This window comes from Glycomyces buryatensis, from assembly GCF_004912275.1.
GTDB lineage: Bacteria > Actinomycetota > Actinomycetes > Mycobacteriales > Micromonosporaceae > Glycomyces > Glycomyces buryatensis.
This window is the reverse complement of the sequence record NZ_STGY01000051.1, coordinates 26197-42012: the sequence shown is the minus strand read 5'-3', so window position 1 is coordinate 42012 and position 15816 is coordinate 26197. Positions and strand designations below refer to the sequence as shown.

Here is a 15816-nt window from a genome sequence, read left to right as displayed (position 1 = left end):
GTCCTTGCCGGGAACCTGAGATTCAAGCCATTCGGGCGAGGACCAGGTCGAAGGCTTCGACGCCGACGACTGGGATGCCGTATTGACGGGCCTTCTTCGCCTTGCCCGACATCGAGTCGGCGTCCGCGGCGCAGACCAGCGCGGTCTTCTTGGTGACGGTCACGGCGACCTGGAGTCCGGCCTGCTCGAAGCGCTGGCGCCAGTAGTCCTTGGTCTCGGTGAACGTGCCTGTGAGGACCAAGATGTCGCCCCTTCTGAGTGCGAAGGCGCGCGCTGTGGGGTCGGGCCCGTGCCGGCTGCTGCAGCACGCAGTGCGGCGTCGACGGCCTCTGCTCCGAGTTCCAGGAGCGCAGCGACCTGTTCGAGGTCGGCGCACTCAGCCTCGTTGACCACACCGTCCTCCAGCGCGGCGACAGCGAGTGCCGCGAGGTAGCCGCGGTGGAGTTCGGTGGCGGTGGTGCGGTCAATGCCCATATCGGCAGCGATGCGCAGCAGCTCCTCACCTTCGGTAGCGCTGATGTGGCGGTCGACCAGGGCCCGATCAAGCTGCGCGAGGTACATGTCGGCCTGCGGCGGGTCGGGAACGACGGGTAGGCGGTCGACCATCCGTGATAGGAACGACTTGGAGGTTTCACCGTTGCCGCGGTGCACCGACTCGGCACGTCCGGTCTCCAAGGCCGGCCAGGTAGCAACTTGCGCGAAGGCCGACAGCGCCGCCCATGGCGGGACCGGACCGGCGTCGCGAAGGTAGCGCTCGAAGAGCTCGGCGGTGGCCATGACGTCGGAGAGTGCGTGGTGGGGGTGGTCGTTCTCAATGCCGTACGCCGCGCAACATGCTTCCAGGCCGCGACCGGCACCGGGCAGGAAGTGTCCGGCCCACGACATGGTGCAGACACCGTACGCGGCCAGGTCGGGGATCTGGAGGTCCAGGCGCTGAAACTCGCTTGCGAGCATGCGCGAGTCGAATGCGATGTTGTGGACCACCGGCACGCGTCCGAGCATCATGGAAGCGATGTCGCCGGCGTTCCGGTCAAACGTGGGGGCAGACAGTACTTCGGCCGCGCGGATGCCGTGGCGGTCCTGCAGCCCGAGGTCCCGTTCGGGATTGACCAACGTCTCCCAGGTCGCGGTGACGCGACCTGCCGCGTCGAGCTGGGCGATCGCGACCTCGATGACCCGGTCCTTGTTGTACAGCCCCGTCGTCTCCAGGTCGATCACGGCATACATCAGCAGGTCCCTTCATCATCGGAGCACGTCCAACATATCGGTCGGGAAGATCTCACGTCTTGTGGTCTCCGAGCGGAACCACCCACCATTGCCGAGCAACGTCGTCGGGCCGGAGCATCAGCGGTGGCCGTGCCGCCCACTGCCGTACCGACGGAAAGGCCAAGTCAATGGGCGCGTTCGATTCGATCCGGTTTCAGTACTGGCTCGTTGATTCCGTTGTTCAACTTCGCGAATCGCCGGGTCTTCAGATCGTCACCGTTGGTACTTCTCCGCCTTCGACGCAAGCGGGCACGGTCACACTCGTGGTTGCGTCCACCTACCAGCTCTGTTGCATCCGTTCGGGAGGGCTTGCGAACTGCTCCGCGAGTTTCCGAAGTTTCGCAGCGGTGCCTCCATCGAAACCGATCGCGATTGCGGCCACCGCCTCCAGGAGGTCGTGCTTTTCGCCGTCGGGTCGGTCTCTCACGAACTCGTAGAGAACCTCTGCGATCCGGATCGAGGGCGCGTCCGGTCGCATCCCCTCGACCGCGCGGATGAGCTCGACCACCTCCTCAGCGACCCTGCGAGTGCCGATGTCGGGCCGGGCCAGCAGGAGATGGGACGCGAGCCTACCCGGATCGCTGAAGACCTGGCGGTGAAAGAGCTCAGCACGTATGACTTCGGCAACTGCCGTGCTGCCCGCGAGATCACGGGCGGCACGGAGCGCGACGTGATCGGCGGTCTTCCTGAGGCCATCGCCGTCCGAATGGATGGTCGCCGTGATGCTCCTGACGAGGAGGCCCCGCACAACACCCGTCCTCCGGGCGACCGCAGCTTCGACTGCGATCCTGGCGGCATCCGGCCTGTCGAGTGGAAAGCCGGAGGAGGCCTTGTCGGCCAGCGCCTGGACGTGTCCGTAGGCCATGGCCCGCGCCTGCTCGAGCCGGACCCTGCGGGGGCGTCGAATCGTGATGGTGATTTCACTGTCGAACCGCAGGTCCGTGTCGACGCTGAGCAGTTGCAGCCGGAGCGGGGGCAGTACATGCTCGCGTTTGCGAAGCGGCGCAGGCGGTTCTGACCTATTCTCCGATCTGTTCTCAATCATTCGCATCGTTGCTGCGGGTATCTGTCTTCGTGTCCAAATTGAAGAAGTCATCGGACATCGCCGTGAGCTGCTCGGCGAGTCGCTTCGCTTGAACCGGGTCGGCTTCGGTCTGCTCTTCCCAGTTGTCCACTGCGATGATGAGGTTGCGGGGTGCGGTCCTCCAGTCGGCCTCGGTCGCGATGATCGATCGCCGCAGCATCTCGGTTAGGTCGTCGGCGCCGGAGGTGCGGACCGCCCCGTCGAGCCACAGCTGGATCGTCGCGCCGAAGTCCTTCGGCTTGCGGTAACGCAGTGCCGAGCCCCAGAGTTTCGCGGTGTGATGCAGGTGCTCAGGGGAGGCGAGCCCGTGCTGCTGCAGCGCCGGGATGCCGATCTCCTCGTCGATGACGCGTGCCGTCTCCAGGAAGAATCGCAGATTGCGGTCAACGATACTCTTCGACGGGGATTCAATCTGCTTCGCGAGGTCGCTGATGAGTGCGTTGGCGTGCTTCGGGTCTCGCGTGAGCATGGCGCAGGCCTGGAGGAGCGCTTCACTCTCAGCCATGTCGTCATGCGCGACCAGGTGCCTGATACGGACCAGGGCGTGATTGGGATAGGCAGACATGAATGCCTCGTCACCGCATACCGTAGCGACGGCTTCACGGAGGCCCAGCTCGGTGCTCTTGCTACTCGCCCAGGTGAGCATCTCGGTGCGGACTTCACGGCCGACATTCTCGTGCTGCGCAGCACGAAGCAGCAGCCGAACCGCGGCCTTCGCCGTCGCCGGATCCGCGGAGAGCGTCTCGATCGTGCTGGAAAGCACGGACCGGTCGCGGTGCTGCGATGCCAGTTGGATGGCGAAGTCGCCGATGCGCTTCTCAAGCGACGCGGCGGCTTCAGGCCGGTCGGCTCGTCGGCTCAGACAGCCGACCATCCACCTCACGAACTGCGGGCGCTCCTTCCGGCGGTCCTGCCAGTAGTACCAGAGCACGGCGTCGTCGAGTCCCGGAAGGTCGAACTCGACCCGGTCGTCGACGATGCGGGCCATCGCCCGCTTGGTGAGCAAGCGGGCGCCCCGTCCTTCGAAGGGGCGCAGTTCGGTCGATTCCTTGTAATCGGGATCTCGCAGCAGCCTGCTCTCATCGATCACCTCGTCGACTGGTTCGGTCGCCAGGACCGCGGCGGCGATCTGGAACGCGGCGAGTTCGGCATCGCCCTCGTTCGCCGTGTTCCAGTCGGTGAGCACGTCGTCCCAGGACTTGAAGCCTTCCAGCACGAGTTGCCGTACGACCCATTCGTCTTCACCGATGGGGTTCTCGGCGTCCTTCGCAAAGAGCGGGTTCTCGCGGTACTTCTCCCGGTGCGCCGCGCGCTCGGGCTCGGTCAGCCTGATCCAGGACTCGCTGACTTCACGCACGACCTCGGCAAAGCGGACGGCCTCGGCCGGGGGCAGGTCGTCGAGGAGCCTCTGCGCGGCTGTGAACGCTTCCCAGCCCGACGGATTCCCGACGGCCGGCGGGTGACTGTCGAGGCGTTTGCACACCAGCGCTGACCGGTCCAAGCGGAGGGCGTCGGCGTGGAGGTCGATGACGAAGGAGAAGGTCTTGACGAGGTCATCGGGCACCTCGAACCGGGGCACGACCGCGATCAGGACAGAATGCTGCCTGACGAGGGCCGGGGCGAGCGCTTCGAGTCTGCGCAGGTACGTGCCGGCGTCGGCCCGGAACCCATCCGCATCGGTCAGGTCGACCAGCCATGCGGTTTCCGGCGACCAGGCGAGGCGGTCGCCGGTCAGGTCGGTCTTCGACATCGCGCCGATGCCTTTGAACTCCAGGTCCTCCCGAGCGCAGAGCAGCGCCTCGGCGGTCAGGTCCCGCCCGTGATCGGCGTCCGCTGCGAGGACCATGAGGCTGCGCGTGGCGGCTGCGACGTCCTGGAGCAGTTCGCCGAAGCCGTTCGGCGCGACGAAGTCGTTCTTGACCCGGTCGCGGATCGCCTTCTCGTCGAGTTCGATGACGCCGAGGTCTCGCACCGTGTTGAAGGTGTTCGCGACGCCAGTGACGCTTCCTTCGTTGTGTTCGACGTTGATGTCCACCGCTGCGGAGGCTTCTTCAACGCTTTCGGTTTCGGAGGAGGCGACTGGTTCGAGGTGTTCGTCCACTAGGGATTCCAATGTTTCCACTGGGCTGGATAGCGGGATTCGCAGCTGCTCCATGCGATCAGGCAGATAATGCTCCACGTCCTGCTGCGATTCAGCGGGCGGAAGCGGGCTCGAGCGAGGCCATTCGGCTGCGAGCGGAGCGATCGGGATGCGGAGCTGGTCGTCCGGGGAAATGCCGGGCTGGTCGTAAGTCATCGGTGCTGCCTGTTCAGGTAGTGTAGAGCGGTAGCGGCGTTCAGGAAACGGGTTCCACCTGGGAGTCACCGGCGTTCCTCGTACTCGATGCCTACGACCGAGCCGTCCGGGCCGATACTCCGGCCGCGCTGCTCCATGTCAACCTCGGGAAGTTTCGTGCCGGTTGCCTTGAGCCCGACGAGTTTGCCGTCGATACGGTCGAATTCCTGCTTGAACCGGGTGCCCGACGACGCGCGGCCCGCCTCGCCCGCGAACGTGATGGTGATGCCGAACGCCTGCTCCAGTACGTCGCGCATCAGCAGCAGGTCCGAGACGAGGTTCGGGTACGCGGCCGGAGTGAGCTCGGAGTTGAGGTCGTAGCTTCGCGAGATGTGGTCGAGGACCGCAGCGAGCCGGTCTCCGGCCAGTTCGAGGTCTCCCCTAGTAGCCAGGAGCTCACCGATCTCGCCGTCGAGGTGCGCGGCGAGCACCTGCACCGGTTCGGGATCGAGAGGCAGCGGGCCGGCGATGAAGTCGCGGACCGTCTCCGTGATCGAGAGCACGGACCGGAAGAGGGTCGAGACGGTTTCGGGCTCGCCGAATGGGCCGAGATTCATTTGGGTCCTTCCTTGTTGCAACACAATGGCTTGATTCGGCAGTAGTCGCTTGGGGCCAATCCGCCGGAGTTCCCCTGTGGATGCCGACGGCGTCCGAGATCCAAAGAGTCCGGACCGTCCCGCCAGATACGTGACTGAATGCGAGGTGTTCGTCACATTTAAGGTGACTACCTGGAAGCACTTCTTCACTCGTGATGACTATGCTTCAGTCCCTTGGTATCTCACGGCCAGACGACCTCGATGGAGAAGGTGCGCCCTTGAACGAAGTGTTGGAGGAGCTCCACGCGCAGCGGCAGTTCGGGCCCAAAGCGCTCGAACTGCTGCTCAAGCTGGCGGAGAGCGAACTGCACCGCTTCCCCGAATTGCAGCGCGACAAGTCGAAGGACCACGTGGACTTCGCACTGGAGTTCTTCGGGAAATCTGGCAAAGCGCTGGTCACCGACGTCCTGGCCCGAGCGGAGGACGACAACGCGGTCGGTCGCATGATGCGCCGGTACCTGCGCAACCGGATGATCGACAAGGCCAGACAAGGCCCTCGAGGACGCCTGCGGGAAACGCTCCGCAAGAGACTCGAACGCGACCCCCGCTTCAAGCGCGTCCCGGGCACGTCCTTCTGGCAGCTCGCGGACGGCCCGTCAACGGCCTCCAAAACCGATCCGAACTCCCTGATTCAAGTCGCTCGCGAATGCCGCGTTTCCCCCGTGGGCCGGCATGGCAGCGGCACGTCGCAGCCGCGACTGGGAAAGACCGGCGAGATCGAGGCACTGCTGATCGCAGTGTTCGAGGCCGCGAAGGGCTCCTTGGACGACGAGAAGGTCACGACGGTCGTCGCGGCCCGGCTGCCCCTCCAAGTCCGGCCCGAGCACCTCCCCTTGGGACCGGGCGATGACTTCCCCTCAGCGGCACCGACTCCTGAAGAACAAGTTATCGCCGACGAAGAAGCTGCCCGGAACACCCTGGAAGCCCACCGCGTCTACGCCTCGCTGACGGGGATCGAGCGTCGGCTTGTACCGGCGATCACCGATCCCGCCGAAGCCTCGAAGATCCTCGGCAAGAAGCGGTCGAGCACCGCGGTGAAGATCAAGCAGCTCAAAGCCAAACTCGTGGAGCTGGCGGGCGACGCCGCAGCAGCACGTGGCACCCTCGGCCCGCTGCTCGAACTGTGCAGGGAAGCCTCCAGCTCCTCCGCAAGCAGCCTGGACGGACCGGTCGCGGTCCCGTCAGACCCGGTAGAAAGGCAGGCGCGATGACGACGGCAAGCGCACGGCAGCAACTGATCGAACTGGCCCGGCAGACGACCGCGCCACCAATGGTATACAGGACCACTTCCCCCCGCAACGACATCGACAGCCCGGACTTCGACGTCGCACCCGGTCAGCTCTGGATCGGACGGCAGGAATCATCGAGCGAACTGCTGATCGTCCTCGACGTGCACCGTGACCAGCGCACCGTGGCGGCCGCCCCAATCACCATCGAACCCGGCATCGAAACCGGAGACGCCGTCGTTTTGGCACCGAGCGTCTCACCGCTGGAGACGGCGACGGCGGTCTGGACCGGCCTGGTCCGCGACATACCGGTCCGGGTACTCGCCCGTCCTCTGGGAACACTTGGCGAGTCGTTGACCGGCTTCCTCAGGCTGGCCGCGGCGAACGGCGCGACATCCGCACCCGATCTCGGTGCACGCCCGGGCACACCGGATTTCGACCTCTACTCCCCCAGCGTCACCGCGCAGGCGGCCATTGAGGACCGCTTCGAGGAATGGGCGTCGAGCCTGGAGCCGCTGCCGGACTCGGAGACACCGGTCGAACCGGTGACCGCAAAGCTTCCCGTCGGACTCGCCGATGTCATCGCGATCCTCCGGGTTCCGCAGGCGACCGCCATGGCGATCCTGCGGCGGGAGCGACCACTCGACCCTCAGGAGCTGGAACGGCTCGCAAGCGCCACCGGCATACCCGAATCCGAGATCCAGCCGTTCGTACCGGACTTGCCACCCTCACTCCTGACCGAACTGGAGCAGCCCCGATGGCGCCGGCTCGTCGAGGCCGAAGCCGCGGCTTCGGGCACCGATGAGCGAGCTGCACGGCAGACGCTGGGCCGGGAGGCGTACGCGCTGGCCGCGAGGCAGCGAGGCGATGAAGACAGTGTTTGGCGCGGCAGAGTCAGGATGCTCTCGCTCGCCCGGCTCGACGAACACCCGACCGAGCGGTGAAGCGGTATGCGGATGCCCACGATCCACAATGCCGCCCAGGCCCAGGCCGGTGCGATGCTGAACCACCTGGACCAAGTCGCACCCGGTGCCGCCGCACGACTCGCCGATGACCCGTTCACCGAGCTCGCCTCCTGGGAGGGCATCCGCGTCAAACGCGTGCCCGAACTCGAAGGCACCACCGCAGGCAGCTGCTCCGTCAGCGGTGCGTACTCGACCAGGACCGCACCACCCGCATTGGTCGTCGCCGAGTCGCTGTCGCCGAGACGACAGCGCTTCACGCTCCTGCACGAACTGGGACACCACCTCCAGCAGAACGACCTCACCCTCGGCGAGGCCGCACTCGAACACGACGATTCCAAGACGTTCGAGGACGCCGCCTGCGATGCGTTCGCCGCCGCCGTACTCCTGCCCGAGCCGCTGGCGTCAGCCGTCATCGAGGAGCACGGCGCCACGGTGGAGACCGCGCTGGAGCTGTACAGTCGCACCTCGGCTTCCCGAGCGGCCATCTGCGTCCGGCTGGCCGCCGCGATGCAGCGACCAGGCGTGGCCGCCGTCATCGAGGAGTCCGGAACCGTCAGCTTCGCAGCCGCCCACGGCCGGATCTACCCGCCCGCGCGCGGCTCCGACCAGCGAGCGAACCCACTCGTCAAGGCCTCCTTGACGAACACGTCGTCCGCCGCGGTCATCCGCCACGGTAACGCGCTGATCCGGTACTCGACCGGACAGGACTCGGCCCCGCTCTACGGACAGGCGGCGTGGTGCGACGGACTCCTGCTCGCCGTGATGTACGAGTTCGACGCCCCCTGGCTCCCTTTCTCGCCGCCGCGGGAGCGCCAGAGCCACGACGTCGACGAGTCGACCGAGTGCGGTGTCTGCACCGCCTGCTTCACCGCTGCCGACTGGTGCGGGCAATGCCGGGAACCGCGCTGCCCAGAGGGGCACTGCGGCTGTACCCGCGACGCCGAACGCATCTGCCCAGGGTGCTTTCTACTGAGGCACCCTGCACAGTTCGCGACCGGGTTCGGCTTGTGCGTCGACTGCTGTTCCTGATGCCGCTGTGGACGAATCCTCGTCTGTCCCGTTAGTCCGAGTGACGGCGGGATAGTCCCGGCGCCACGTTCCAAGGAGGACGGCATGGGAAAGACGGCTGACATGCTGGCAGCGATCCGCAAGCAGATCGACGCAGAAGACAAGCCCCTGGCGGAAGTTCGGCTACGCCTCGCCATCGTGCGCACGGCCGCGCTCGAATTCGAAGGCGCGCTGAGCACGTACGCGAGCGGGTCGCTCGCCGCACACACAATGAACCACCCGGTGACCGACGGCGACGGCGGCCTGGTCCTCGACCGGCGCTGCTTCCCGCGGCTCGGCCCCGAAGGCGGCGGCGAAAACCCGCAGCAGATCGTCGACGCCCTGCGCTTGCAAATCGGGCCGCTGGTCCGCGAGACCTACCCCAACGCGAGGGTCGGCATCTCCAAACGCGGCCCCAAGTTCACGTTCGGTTCCCCGGTCAACGGCCAGGACCCGACCGTCGACCTGGTGGTGGCGCTGACCCGCCGCGAAGGCAGCGGCCTGTGGATCCCCAACCTCAAGAAGGGCACTTGGGAACCGTCCCACCCCGAAGGCCATGTGGCGCTGCTGAACTCCGGGACGCCTTCGCACCGCTCGATCCGCAGGAAGATCATCCGACTCGCCAAAGCCTGGAACAAGCAGTACACCGAACCGGGCGTCTCCTCGTTCATGCTCTCGGTCTGGGCGTACGAGTTCGTCACGCCCGGCATGGGAGTCGCGGACGGCCTGCTGGCCCTATTCAAGGGGGCTGCGCAGCGGATCAAAGCGCACCAGGCCACGCCCGACCCGGTCGGGGTCTCGGCGAACCTCAAACTGCTCATGCCCGCCGGCACCGTCCAGGTTCGGCTCCGAAAAGCCGCTGAGGGACTCCAGGACGCGCTTAGCGACGACAGCGACACCGACAAAGTCGCAAGCGCGCTCGCCGCCGTCTTCCCTCACTACGTGACCCCGCCGAAGTCCCGGCAACTCGCCGAGACGGCAGCGCTCTTGTCGCGCCGGACCACCATCCCGGCGCCCGCGCTCGGCGTGAGCGGCTCACCCGTCCTGATCCCCCCGACCCGCTCCTACGGGGAGGCGTAGTGGCAAGACCCGCCCGACAACCACCACCTTGGTTCGTCGACCCCGCGAACCGCCTCCGATTCCTCCGAACACTCGAACTGGACTGCCCGGAAGCGCGAATCACCGCGCCCCGCCGCGAGTTCCGCGGCAGATTCGCGGTCTCGACGAGGATCGAACCGACCGGCGTCGATCAGCGGGCCATCGTGATTGTCTTCACTCTCGGCAGGCCCGAGGAGCCGAAGGTGTTCGCCGACGGTCCCACCGATTCGCCGCACCGGTATGGGGACGGAAGCCTTTGCATGTGGTTCCCTTATGATCCACCTGAAGCGCGCTGGCACCGCTCCAACGGTCCGACAGCCCTACTCGGGCATATCGCAGCCCACCTCATCAAAGAGGAGTACCACCGGCAGACCGGAAGGTGGCCCGGGGCCGAAGCAGCGCACTGACGCTCTGCCCCCCACCTCGGATGGTCTGGATGATCACTGGAATCGTCACCAGTGCGGTCGTAGTCGCGCTCCTCACCGGCATCGTGAACATCAGCCTTGCCTGGCGGAAGAGCCGCAGTGAGGAGCGCGACCGGATTCGCACCGTCTTCGCCGAAGCATTTGCGGCGTACACCGAGTACCGCGAGTACCCGTACGCGATCCGCCGTAGGAACGCCGACAGCCCTGGCGAGGAACGTATCCGCATCTCTGAGAAGGTCCGAGAGACCCAGGAGCGGCTCAGTTACTACCTCGCCTGGGCCTGGACCGAGTCAACGGCAGTCGGCGAGGCCTATAGCGACCTGGTCTCAGCTACAAGAAGGATCGCGGGCGGCGCGATGCGAGAGGCTTGGCAGGCGCCTCCCATCACCGAAGACCGCGAGATGAACATCCCCGCCGCCCTCGTCGATCTCGCTGCGCTCGCCAGGTACGAGGAGTCGTTCATGGCCGCGGTTCACATGCACCTGCTGACGTTCACGCCATGGCCCGTCCGCGTGCTCAGAGCTCTTCGGAGTAGACGACACTCCCTAAAGGCCCTGAGTTCCAGTCAACGTCCCGTTCCGCAAGAGAATTCTCTCAGCACTGGCGAAGCCCCGGCCGCCGGCTGAGCCCCGATATGCCCCAAGCTACGGGTCAGGGCTGCTGCTGACGCAGGAGCCATCGAAAAGGTCCTATTCCGCCAGAACGCCGGAAGAGCTTGAGGCTTCCTAACTTCCACGCATCCGTTTGATAGCCGATGAAGTAACGTACGCATGCTTCCACAACAGACATCCAATGATAAAACATGCGACTCGTCGCTCGCATCATGTTAAGGTCGAAACCCCCATCAGCTCATCCACGTGAGCCTGACCGCAGTTGCCTGAGCCGGACCCGTCGTTCACCTTCCCTGGAACCGTCTGACCGAGCAAATTTGCCAATCACCCCTGGAGTCCTCCGGCGCTCCCGGACCTGAGACGAAGGTGAACAGACCAACGATGAACGCAACCTCGAACCCATCGGCGCCCTCTGCCAAAGCCTGGCTGGTCAGATCCGGCGCCAACCTGCAAGATGAGCAGACAATGCTCGACGAAGGCTTCGTGGCTATCCGCTGGGACCGGGTACCCGATTTGGGCCACTTCCCATACCGGGAGGAGCTTGATGACATCGTCGCTGACGAGTATCCGGAGGAAGCTCAGTCGACTCGGCGAATCTGGGTCGGCGAGTTGTGGCGGTTCGGCTCTGAGATTCGCAGCGAGGATTACATCGTGATGCCGCTCAAATACACCGGGGACCGGCTCATGATCGGTCAGGCGTCGAACGGTTACGAGTACTGCGCTGATGCCCCGTCTGGCCTTCGGCACCGGATCCGAGTCCGCTGGGTCCGGGACATAGAACGCGATGTTCCGCGACCCGACCTGCGGGCGAGTCTCCGTTCACTTCTAGCGGTCTGCCAGCTCAGCCGGAACGATTCTGCAACAAGAATCGCCGAAATCGCGCAGCTTGGAACCGATCCTGGCCACCCTGGCGAGCCCGAACCGGCGAAGGTCGACGACCTCCTCCAGCGAGCCGTTTCAGCACCGGCGGAAACTCCTGTGTCACTGAGCATTCGCCATCTCCTAGAGCACTGGGGCTTCGAACGGCGCACCGTAGCCGCGGTCGAGTCTGTCAAGGCCGACCTCGCCCAGTTCGGATTGACGACGAGACCTCCCTTTACCGAAGGGAGTGTTGACCGTACCGTCGACATCGTCCCGAACCGCACAGAACCGGACGATACCGCACCGGAAGTGGATGAAGACGTCGAAGACGTGGTCGAGCCCGAACCGTTGACCCGCCAACTCGGAACCCTGCCTTCGGCAGTCGTGTCGGTCGCCTCCACAGAATCGTTGACGTACGCCTGGACGCTCATGGCACAGCATGGATTTTCGCAGCTCCCAGTCATCGATGGGAACCTGTACCGCGGAACAATCACCTGCCAGTCCATAGCTGATGCAGCGCTTCGTCGCCCAGGAGATGCCACTATCTCGGATGCCCTGGTTCAGGCGCGAGTCGTGGACTTCGACGCCGAGCTGCTTGAAGTCATCGCTGTGCTGGAGACCAACGACTTCATTCTCGTTCAGAATCAGGCTCGAAGTATCACCGGCATTATGACCGCAGCTGACCTCGCGATCCAGTTCGGCACGCTAGCTCAACCGTTCCTCCTGGTCGAGGAGATAGAGCGACGGCTCCGCCAGGCGATCGATGAGGTGTTCACCTCAAGCGAGATCCGCGCGGCCTTCAAGGGGAACAGCCGGATCAAATCCGCATCCGATCTCTCCTTCAACGGATATCGGATCCTAGTCGAGGACAGCAAGCGCTGGGAGCAACTGGGCTGGCATTGGGATCGAGCCCTCTTCTGCGACAACATGGCCAAAGCCAACAAGATCCGGAATGAAATCGCCCACTTTGCCACCGACCCGCTCACATCCAGCCAGCTTAAAATCCTGACCAGTCTTCTCGAGCAGCTCCGAAGGGTCACCCCGAATTGACCCAGCACTCTCGTCCCGTCCAAGAGCATGTCTCAGTGGGGGGAGGTGAGGGCGGCGAAGGCGAAGCACTTGTGCGCGATCTGATGCAGACGCCGAAAAAGCCGGCAAGGCCGCCTGGCGACACTGCTAGCACACGCGGTGGTTCAGAGTTCCAGAGGCAATCCGCGATCTCGGCAGGCGTCGGTGGTCCATGCTGCTGGACTGCCGTCCTCGTTGGATTCCGGGATACTAGCGAATTGGTACGTGTAGGCGTCGTCTGGTAGCGGTGTGACGCGGACGAGCCGGTCCTCTCCGCCGTCTACAGGGCGGAGCAGGATCCATTGCCGGTCGGTGACAGGCTCGACCAGGCTAGCCGCATAGACGCGCTCTTGACACAGTCCCAGCGGGTCGTCTTGGAGATCGCTGCGGGCCATGGTGATCGGACGAAGTCCCTCGGGGTTGAGGTTCTCGAAGTCGCCAGGTAGCACGTACCCGTATCGTGCCGCTTCGACGCCCTTGTCCTCCATCCGCTGTTCCCAATGGGCCATAGCCGCAATCGGTACCAGCAGCCCCGCCAAGAGCGCGAGCATCATGGTAAAGAACTTCCTGCGGCGGCTTCCAAGCGTAACCGAGCACACATACTGGGCCAGAGTGCTCGCGGCATCTGCAGGATTCCCGACACTGGACCGCTCACCTCGGTGAACGAGCCATCGCGGACCTGCCAACATCGCGACCACAGTAGCGAGAGCTTGGATCAAAGCGGCCGCGGGCCCGGGCTCTCGAAAGAATCCGGTGAGTCCGAGCGTGAGCGCCAGGAACACTCCGATGAACACCATGTTGAGCTCGACCCTTCGCGGTCGGTGCCGCTCGGAATCGTTCGATGGCGCCAAGCTGCGCAAGGCAGCAGGAAGGTGCGCCAGCGCGGCAACGAATATTCCGAGAATGTGGCCGGTAATCATCACTTCGGCCAGTCCACCGGACGACGGCCAGTCGAAGAACGCCACAGCGATCACAACGACGAGCACCGTATAGGTGGTCAGAGGGTGCTCTTTGCGGAAAATGCTGTAGACCGCCACCGCGCCCGCCCAGATGCACGCGAGCACCAGTGCGACCAAGAATCCGAACGTAATGGCGAGCCGCAGCAGCGGGACCAGGGCCTCCTCGAATCCGAGGGACAGGTCGGACAGGTTCAATCCGATGCCGTAGTAGAAGCGGTCGTACCCGCCGAGCAACGCAGCATAGAACCACATTGCGAGGCCGGTTCCGGCGACACCGAGCAGGCCCCGGCTCACGGCGAACCGACTCGGTTCCGGTGATGGCGGCGGAGTCTTGGTGTTGACGAGGGTCATTGTCGAAATTCCGTTCGATGAAAAGGCAGTAGTTGAACGTGCGACCGCCTGGATAACGACCTGGAGGTGAGTGGTTCAAATTCCGCGGGATAGCCGAGCTTCACGATCGACAACTCAGATGATTTACACCTTTCCTCCCGGAACGAACCCGGAAGGAGAAGTGACACAGATTACTTCTGATGGAATTTCAGGACGGGCGTCGCCTGCGTCTCCATAATCGAGAGTTGCAACAAAGCAGCAACAAGAGAAGGAAAAACCCGGCTCCTCATCCGAGGAAACCGGGTCTGACCTGGTCTTACTTTGTAGCGGGAGGCGGATTTGAACCACCGACCTCCAGGTTATGAGCCTGGCGAGCTACCGAGCTGCTCTATCCCGCGCCGTATATACAAAGCTTACATCATGCGTTAAAGCCTGTGCCAACGAGGGTTCGGTGAGCGCAGTCACTACGCATCCGCCGTCCATTTCGCGCATACGATGCGCACAAGTGGGCCGATCCCCCGGTGCCGGCCAAGGTGTTCGACTCCGCGCCCGCTCACTGCTCGCGCTCCACGGTGTACCAGCGGGTCAGGCGCTCCAGGATCGCGGCGAGGACGCCGGTTTCCATGGCTTTCTGGAGACTGCCCTCGCTGAATCGTTCACGGCGGATCACCACCGTGGCGACGCGGGCGGCGAAGGCGGGGCCGGCCGCCGCGATGGCAGCGGGGTCCCGGTATTGCGGGTTCTCCTGGAACCAAGCAGGCCAGTTGAACGAGGTGACGGCATCGACCTCGTACAGCTGGTGGTGGATCGCACCGATCGCGGGGCTGTAGTTCGGGTACGGAAAATGGAGCGGCTCGTCCGGCGTCCCCTGACCGGTGGACCATTCGACTTCCATGTCGGCGTCGGTGAGATGGTTCGCGAGCTCGATCAGCCGCTCCCACGCCTCGGCGGGAGCGGCGGCCAGACCGGCGACGATGTCGTCGTCGGTCGGCTCGGAAGAGTCCGCGGTCATTGGCTCAGAAGCCGAGGCGCTCGAGCATCTTCGGGTCGCGCTGCCAGTCCTTCGCGACGCGGACGTGCAGGTCGAGGTAGACGCGGCCGTCGATGAGCTGGGCGATGCCCTTGCGGGCCTTGGTGCCCACGCGCTTGAGGCGGGCGCCGCCCTTGCCGATGATGATGCCCTTCTGGCTCGGGCGCTCGACGTAGATCTCGGCCCAGATCTTCTTCCGCGGGCCGCCGTCGCTCATCTCGTCCTCGACGTCCTCGATGACCACGGCGAGGGAGTGCGGAAGCTCGTCGCGGACGCCTTCGAGGGCGGCCTCGCGAATGAGCTCGGCCATCATGACCCGCTCGGGGTCCTCGGTGATCATCCCGTCCGGGTACAGCTGCGGAGACTCGGGCAGGTGGCTGCCGAGGACCTTGACCAGCTCGTCCAGGTTCTCGCCGGTCTTGGCGGAGACGGGGACGACATCGGCGAAGTCGGCCAGTTCGTTCACGTTCGTCAGGTGACGCATCAGCGCGTCCTTGCCGACGAGGTCGATCTTGGTGACCACCGCGACGACCTTGGCCTTCAGCGAGGCGATCTCGTTGGCGATGAACTTGTCGCCGGGGCCGGGCTTCTCGTTGGCCGGCAGGCACAGCCCGATGACATCCACTTCGGACCAGGTCGAGCGGACCAGGTCGTTCAGCCGCTCCCCCAGGAGGGTGCGCGGGCGGTGCAGTCCGGGCGTGTCGACCAGGATGAGCTGGGACTCGGGCCGGTGCAGGATCGCGCGGACGATGTGGCGCGTGGTCTGCGGACGGTTCGAGGTGATGGCGATCTTCTGGCCCATGATGGCGTTCGTCAGCGTGGACTTGCCCGCGTTGGGGCGGCCCACGAAGCAGGCGAAGCCGGCGTGGAAGGCGCCCAGCGTGGAGTCGGTGCGTTCGGCGTCGATGGGTTGTG

At 64.9% G+C, this 15816-nt stretch carries 15 protein-coding genes and 1 tRNA gene; 7 read left to right on the top strand and 9 right to left on the bottom strand.

Annotation, left to right across the window (positions count from 1 at the left end):
• Positions 1–22: 22 nt before the first annotated feature.
• From FAB82_RS13055 to FAB82_RS13035, 5 genes are all read right to left on the bottom strand, one after another.
• On the bottom strand, positions 23–241 hold the full coding sequence (locus FAB82_RS13055; RefSeq protein WP_136534973.1) for a BRCT domain-containing protein: 219 nt from the start codon (positions 239–241) through the stop codon (positions 23–25).
• Positions 160–1227, bottom strand: a complete 1068-nt coding sequence (locus FAB82_RS13050) for a 3'-5' exonuclease (RefSeq protein WP_136534972.1) — start codon at positions 1225–1227, stop codon at positions 160–162. Before FAB82_RS13050 ends, FAB82_RS13055 begins: the two co-directional genes overlap by 82 nt.
• A 316-nt stretch (positions 1228–1543) precedes the next feature.
• A complete protein-coding gene (locus tag FAB82_RS13045; protein WP_136534971.1) occupies positions 1544–2311 on the bottom strand; it encodes a hypothetical protein in 768 nt (255 codons plus the stop codon).
• Positions 2304–4646 (bottom strand): hypothetical protein, encoded by a 2343-nt coding sequence (locus tag FAB82_RS13040; protein WP_136534970.1) that lies wholly within the window; start codon positions 4644–4646, stop codon positions 2304–2306. The genes FAB82_RS13045 and FAB82_RS13040 overlap by 8 nt, the downstream gene beginning before the upstream one ends.
• Before the next feature lie 65 nt (positions 4647–4711).
• On the bottom strand, positions 4712–5242 hold the full coding sequence (locus FAB82_RS13035) for a hypothetical protein (RefSeq protein ID WP_136534969.1): 531 nt from the start codon (positions 5240–5242) through the stop codon (positions 4712–4714).
• 257 nt (positions 5243–5499) lie between these two features.
• Here FAB82_RS13035 and FAB82_RS13030 point away from each other — a divergent pair, with 257 nt between their 5' ends.
• From FAB82_RS13030 to FAB82_RS13005, 7 genes are all read left to right on the top strand, one after another.
• The gene (locus FAB82_RS13030; protein WP_136534968.1) at positions 5500–6492 is read left to right on the top strand and encodes a hypothetical protein; all 993 of its coding nucleotides are present in this window, start codon (positions 5500–5502) and stop codon (positions 6490–6492) included.
• A 59-nt stretch (positions 6493–6551) separates the two neighbouring features.
• Positions 6552–7451 (top strand): hypothetical protein, encoded by a 900-nt coding sequence (locus tag FAB82_RS13025; RefSeq protein ID WP_136534967.1) that lies wholly within the window; start codon positions 6552–6554, stop codon positions 7449–7451.
• Between the two features lie 6 nt (positions 7452–7457).
• Complete coding sequence (locus FAB82_RS13020; RefSeq protein WP_136534966.1) at positions 7458–8501, top strand: ImmA/IrrE family metallo-endopeptidase; 1044 nt, start codon at positions 7458–7460, stop codon at positions 8499–8501.
• Positions 8502–8585: 84 nt separating this feature from the next.
• Positions 8586–9599, top strand: coding sequence for a hypothetical protein (locus FAB82_RS13015; RefSeq protein WP_136534965.1), 1014 nt, complete (start codon positions 8586–8588; stop codon positions 9597–9599).
• A complete protein-coding gene (locus FAB82_RS28990; protein ID WP_484103621.1) occupies positions 9599–10024 on the top strand; it encodes a type II CBASS E2 protein in 426 nt (141 codons plus the stop codon). The genes FAB82_RS13015 and FAB82_RS28990 overlap by 1 nt, the downstream gene beginning before the upstream one ends.
• A gap of 29 nt (positions 10025–10053) precedes the next feature.
• Positions 10054–10668, top strand: coding sequence for a hypothetical protein (locus tag FAB82_RS13010; protein ID WP_136534964.1), 615 nt, complete (start codon positions 10054–10056; stop codon positions 10666–10668).
• A 366-nt stretch (positions 10669–11034) separates the two neighbouring features.
• On the top strand, positions 11035–12564 hold the full coding sequence (locus tag FAB82_RS13005) for a CBS domain-containing protein (RefSeq protein WP_136534963.1): 1530 nt from the start codon (positions 11035–11037) through the stop codon (positions 12562–12564).
• Between the two features lie 143 nt (positions 12565–12707).
• On the opposite strand, the gene FAB82_RS13000 is transcribed toward FAB82_RS13005, so the two are convergent.
• The 4 genes from FAB82_RS13000 to era all read right to left on the bottom strand — a co-directional run bounded on the left by FAB82_RS13000 (position 12708) and on the right by era (position 15781).
• Positions 12708–13892: a hypothetical protein gene (locus FAB82_RS13000; RefSeq protein ID WP_136534962.1), complete on the bottom strand. Its 1185-nt coding sequence runs from the start codon at positions 13890–13892 to the stop codon at positions 12708–12710.
• Between the two features lie 303 nt (positions 13893–14195).
• Positions 14196–14269: transfer RNA gene (locus FAB82_RS12995), tRNA-Met, on the bottom strand.
• Between the two features lie 155 nt (positions 14270–14424).
• A complete protein-coding gene (locus FAB82_RS12990; protein ID WP_136534961.1) occupies positions 14425–14883 on the bottom strand; it encodes a DUF6508 domain-containing protein in 459 nt (152 codons plus the stop codon).
• Positions 14884–14887: 4 nt separating this feature from the next.
• A complete protein-coding gene (gene era / locus FAB82_RS12985; RefSeq protein ID WP_136534994.1) occupies positions 14888–15781 on the bottom strand; it encodes a GTPase Era in 894 nt (297 codons plus the stop codon).
• Positions 15782–15816: the final 35 nt, after the last annotated feature.

Coding starts and splice junctions, on each gene's coding strand:
- FAB82_RS13050 (WP_136534972.1), bottom strand. CDS start 1,227: ATGTATGCCGTGATCGACCTGGAGACGACGGGGCTGTACAACAAGGAC.
- FAB82_RS13045 (WP_136534971.1), bottom strand. CDS start 2,311: ATGATTGAGAACAGATCGGAGAATAGGTCAGAACCGCCTGCGCCGCTT.
- FAB82_RS13040 (WP_136534970.1), bottom strand. CDS start 4,646: ATGACTTACGACCAGCCCGGCATTTCCCCGGACGACCAGCTCCGCATC.
- FAB82_RS13035 (WP_136534969.1), bottom strand. CDS start 5,242: ATGAATCTCGGCCCATTCGGCGAGCCCGAAACCGTCTCGACCCTCTTC.
- FAB82_RS13025 (WP_136534967.1), top strand. CDS start 6,552: ATGGTATACAGGACCACTTCCCCCCGCAACGACATCGACAGCCCGGAC.
- FAB82_RS13020 (WP_136534966.1), top strand. CDS start 7,458: ATGCGGATGCCCACGATCCACAATGCCGCCCAGGCCCAGGCCGGTGCG.
- FAB82_RS13015 (WP_136534965.1), top strand. CDS start 8,586: ATGGGAAAGACGGCTGACATGCTGGCAGCGATCCGCAAGCAGATCGAC.
- FAB82_RS13010 (WP_136534964.1), top strand. CDS start 10,054: ATGATCACTGGAATCGTCACCAGTGCGGTCGTAGTCGCGCTCCTCACC.
- FAB82_RS13005 (WP_136534963.1), top strand. CDS start 11,035: ATGAACGCAACCTCGAACCCATCGGCGCCCTCTGCCAAAGCCTGGCTG.
- FAB82_RS13000 (WP_136534962.1), bottom strand. CDS start 13,892: ATGACCCTCGTCAACACCAAGACTCCGCCGCCATCACCGGAACCGAGT.
- FAB82_RS12990 (WP_136534961.1), bottom strand. CDS start 14,883: ATGACCGCGGACTCTTCCGAGCCGACCGACGACGACATCGTCGCCGGT.